We start from the raw sequence: 4,606 nt of genomic DNA on the forward strand, positions 1-4,606 counted from the left end.
AAAATGAATATTCCCACAATATGTAGAGCGACATTAATTGGGTGCTGGTGTTTGAGAACAAAAATATCCCAGTAATCTGTAAATGGATGAGCCAAAGTGCGATCGTCTATCCGATTTCTCAATTTTTGTCGAAGATTAGCATTGCTTTCAGTCATAAAATTTCTTCATAAAACGCACGGAGATAAGACGGTTCCCAGACGTTCTCTACCTAAGCGATCGCAAACTTTACCTTTATCGATAACCTGAATCCCATTAATATAAACAGCTTCTATAATATCATCCGAACCGCGTTTGACCATCCGAGGTTCGCCATCCAGAATCGGATCTGAGATTTCCACTTGCGGACTGATGGGTTGATTTAAAGCCTTGGGATCGAGTAAAACGAGATCGGCTTTAGCACCTATTTTAATAACTCCCGTATCGAGGCGAAACCAACGGGCGGCTTCTCCCGTAACGCGAGCGATCGCCATTTCCGGTGCGAGGAACTTCGTCACCACCGCTTGCTTGAGCAAAGATAAGGCTCCATCATAGTAACCCAGATTACGCACATGAGCGCCAGCATCCGTAAAACCGGGCAAAATATAGGGGTGTTGCATCAGCGCCAAACGCGGTTTTAAGCGATCGTTCGCTCCCGTCGCCACCCAACGCAAATCTGTGTCGTACTTTTGCAAAACTTCCATAAAAAAATCTACAGGTTCTTGTTGTTTTTGAGCGGCAATTTCAGCAAAACTTAACCCTTGCCAACTCGTTTCCGGACAGCGCACAATTTCCATTAAATCTAACTGACGGTGGAATGATTTACGCCAATTATTTAGCCATTCTTGGCGAAATTGGCGGCGAAAAGTTTCCGACTCCCATAATTTTTGCCGTTCTTGTCGCGAATTGCAGCTATTCAGTTGTGCGCCTGTCGGAAATTCTTCAAATAAAGGAGTGACGGAACCATCAGAATAAATTGTAAACGGTTCGGTCAGCGTTTGAAAGCGAACATTACCTTTGAGAATGCGATTCCAGATGAATAAAAGGGGAGAAAATAATCGCCACAGTTTGCGATCGTGTACGGCATCCAGCGCCGATAAAACAGTCAATCTTAATGGTTTTTGCCCAATTCCAGATCCCATCCGCATAATATCGAGAAACGAAGCAAGTCGCTGCAAATTCGGCGTAACTTGAAAGACTAAATCTTGTTCCCGACAGAGATCGGCTAGCATAGCATATTCTTTCAATTTCGCGTGTTGAGATGGAATTGTGCAGCCGCGCCATTCTCCACTCATTCTATGCCAAGGAAACATATCAATTGAAATCCCAACAAATCCCGCCTCTAAAGCATCTGCCGCCATTTGCTGCATCGTTTTTAGCTCGGATTCTGTTGGTTGAACGGTTAAGCTGCGTTCCAATCCCATCACATGAGCGCGTAAGGCACTATGCCCAAATAGTGGCGCAACATTGGCACCAAGGGGTAATTGTTGTAAATGTTCTAAATATTCTGCGGGTGTCTGCCAAGAAACAGACTGTTTCAACCATTTGGCAATCAGTTGATGAGAAAGTGTTTCGACTCTCTGAAAAATATCTGCTAGCATTTGCGGCGCACCAATCGCAACAGACAAGCTGCAATTACCAATGACAACGCTGGTAACGCCATGACGCACCGATTCGCTCAATCCCGGTGCAATTTCTAACTCTAAATCATAGTGAGTGTGAATATCGATAAATCCCGGCGTCACCCACAAACCGGAAGCATCTACAACTTGATGGGAATTAGGAGATAATGAGGGAGCGATCGCCACAATCTTACCATCCTGAATACCAATATCTCCCCGCACTGGCGCAGAGCCCAAACCATCGAAAATTAACCCGTTTTTTATCAGCAAATCTAACATAATTCTTTGTTATGTTTGCTTGTTACCTGTAATTAACCCTGGAGCGATCGCATTCTACTCAGCAAATTATTTCTGTTTGGTAATTTTTAGCTATCATCAGCAACATCCTCATGTGTAGAAACTGGTAGGGGTAGTCCTACAGACAGCAAAGTACTTTGTGGTAGTTTCTCCTCAATTTGTCTCAACATTGCCTCAAGTTCCACTCTTGGGCTGGTTTGTAAACCAAGACACTGTGCAATACCATTTGCGTCGGTACTCCACCGTTCAGTAAGTTGAATGCGATAGCCTGAAGTTTGGGAAAGCAGTTCGTAAGAGTGAAAGTGCATGGGGTCTCCGAGACGGGGAGCTTGAATATGCTCAAAGGAGAATTCCCGTTTCATGTAATCAATAAGGCAATCTTGAACTACTAGAACAAGATGTTTGCTGAGATGTTCAAATGTGTGAATTTTATGGTGGAGTTGCATCAAGATTGTCTTCGCAGTCATTTTCCAGTTCATACCAAAGCCTTTTGCCGATGCAACATCTACATCTCTTACGGGCAAACCATGATTTTGAAGAAAGCGTTGTCGTTCAGGCCAGACTGTACCAGTGGTGTCGAGCGTTTGCAATTCTATGCCAATAAAATCAATAACTTTTCCCAAACGTACAGATGCAAGGCAGTAATCAATGCTACCTCCAGGCACTGAAATTTCAGGAACAATCCGAAGTTCATTACCGGGTTGATGTAGTGTCAATAAATGAAGACAATCAATAAAGATTTGGCTGCGTTCAAGAAGTCGAAAGGGGCAAATGATGATGTTTCGCGATTCTCTCCCATAAGAGACGGAGCAGGTGCCAATAGTAATATCAGGCTCACTTTTCCGATTTTTGAGGCATTTGCGAGCTAAAAATGGACAGGTTTGACCAGATACAATCTCACTCCAAGAAAGTGATTGGTTAGTAGGATGTCCGTACAATTCAGTAACTTTAGTCATAGAAGCAGTCCACACCTTTCACGAGCAACAGCAATGTATTCATCTGAGATATCAATTCCAATCGATCTACGTTCTAGTTGAAATGCAACAAGGTTTGTTGTACCTGTACCCATAAATGGATCTAGGACAACGCCATCTTTTGGACAGGTTGCCAGAATTGGAATTTTACAGAGATCTTCTGGGTACGGTGCAAAGTGCAGTGTTCGCTTTTGAGTATCCTCCGGAATAATGTCCCAAACATCACCGGGTTTACTGCCGTTAGGGTGATATCTGAGAAAGTAGAAACCGCGTTCGGCGAGTTCACGGGCTCGTCCAGAAACTCTTGCCGAATCAGAATGCGTGGTTCGTTGCTGACCGCGAATAATCATGCGAAAATCAGAGATTTTACCGACGCGGACTTCTTCTAAGACTTCATTAAGAGCTTTTAGTGCGTTGGTACGTTCGGACTCGTTAAGTGCTGTAGATAATTCAATTTGTCGGCGATAGCGTATACCAGAAACACCCGTCGCAGAAACTACGGAACCATTCACAACTTTGGCTTGTCTGGGCTTTGAGCGGATTGCATCAACATCATAAAAGTAGCGATTTGTTTTGACAAAATGGAAGACAGGTTCATATATGTTTCGCAGCTTGTCTTTCGCATTGTCGGGTGAGCCTTTTACTTTATTCCAAATAACATTGTTGCGAAGAAGCCAACCCTGTCTATCGGTCATTGCAAGTGCAACTCGCCAAGGTATACCAATTAGAGATTTACGCTGATACGCATCTCCGATATTTAGCCAAAAAGAGCCTGTAGGTTTAAGAATGCGTTTAAGTTCGGAAAAAATTGCAAGCAAAGTATTAATATAGTCTTCCCATTTACCCTCAAGCCCAATTCCTCCATTAATGTAAGCTCTTTGACCCCAATAAGGCGGAGATGTTATTACACAATCAATGCTATCAGAAGGAAAGAGTTTTAAAAGCCCATAAGTGTCACCCTGTAAAAACAGTGGTATACGATCTGATGAGGTTAGATAATCTTTGACCGCACCCAAGGCTTTTAAAGGTTCGTTCTCCTCGGTCATGGCTACACCTGAACATTTCATCATACCACTATACTTGAATTCGGGTATTTTTTGGTGCAAACGTTTATTACTTAAAGAACTTACTACGTAATTATGTAACTATAGGGCACCTAACCAGTTCGACCGTAATGTTCGGTTTTTATCCACGGCGATCGCTCTCGTTTCACGCACAAACTTAATGTCGTCACAATCATCACTGGAATCCAATGTATCATGTAGAGAGAGCCTTGAATTGTTGCCCAAAGCAAAGACCATCCTCGTATACCTTGAAATTGGTAAACGCCAGCCATAAAACCTACTGTCAGAATGATGCTGAGTAGTGTTTGCAGTGGCAATAAAATCGGGTAATGGCTGTAAAATATTGTCCAGATCAAGTCAGGAATAAGCCCAATCGGGAGCAGAAATTGCAATAGATAAAACAATAGTAAATCAATTTCTTTCGCCCAACCTAGTGTCAGGATTTGGGGGAAATAATCCAGATAACGCTGATAGCCACCTTCTGCCCAACGGCAATGTTGACGCCAAAGATTTCTCCAAGTAGTTACGCCTTCTTCCTGAATGGCTGGATTCGTGACAAAAGCAAGTTCAGCGCCTGCCAGGTAAAGTTTAAAGGTAAGATCCAGATCCTCTGTGCCTGTGTCCTCGTTCCAACCGTTACATTTTTCTAGTAGTTCCCGACGCACTAACATTC

The 4,606-nt window shown here is 43.2% G+C and carries 4 protein-coding genes; all 4 read right to left on the reverse strand.

Going from position 1 to position 4,606, the window contains the following annotated elements; translation table 11 throughout:
• Positions 1 to 164: 164 nt before the first annotated feature.
• Complete coding sequence (locus tag H6S82_RS19480; protein ID WP_190467097.1) at positions 165 to 1,877, reverse strand: D-aminoacylase; 1,713 nt, start codon at positions 1,875 to 1,877, stop codon at positions 165 to 167.
• 86 nt (positions 1,878 to 1,963) lie between these two features.
• Complete coding sequence (locus H6S82_RS19485; protein ID WP_190467100.1) at positions 1,964 to 2,851, reverse strand: NotI family restriction endonuclease; 888 nt, start codon at positions 2,849 to 2,851, stop codon at positions 1,964 to 1,966.
• Complete coding sequence (locus H6S82_RS19490; protein ID WP_242057025.1) at positions 2,848 to 3,915, reverse strand: site-specific DNA-methyltransferase; 1,068 nt, start codon at positions 3,913 to 3,915, stop codon at positions 2,848 to 2,850. The genes H6S82_RS19485 and H6S82_RS19490 overlap by 4 nt, the downstream gene beginning before the upstream one ends.
• Positions 3,916 to 4,025: 110 nt before the next feature.
• Positions 4,026 to 4,606 (reverse strand): glycosyltransferase family 2 protein (locus tag H6S82_RS19495; RefSeq protein WP_191056584.1); only part of this gene is annotated, 581 nt, incomplete at its 5' end.

Origin of the sequence: Planktothrix sp. FACHB-1355, assembly GCF_014748295.1 — a bacterium.
GTDB classification, from domain to species: domain Bacteria; phylum Cyanobacteriota; class Cyanobacteriia; order Cyanobacteriales; family Aerosakkonemataceae; genus Aerosakkonema; species Aerosakkonema funiforme_A.

Coding starts and splice junctions, on each gene's coding strand:
- H6S82_RS19480 (WP_190467097.1), bottom strand. CDS start 1,877: ATGTTAGATTTGCTGATAAAAAACGGGTTAATTTTCGATGGTTTGGGC.
- H6S82_RS19485 (WP_190467100.1), bottom strand. CDS start 2,851: ATGACTAAAGTTACTGAATTGTACGGACATCCTACTAACCAATCACTT.
- H6S82_RS19490 (WP_242057025.1), bottom strand. CDS start 3,915: ATGACCGAGGAGAACGAACCTTTAAAAGCCTTGGGTGCGGTCAAAGAT.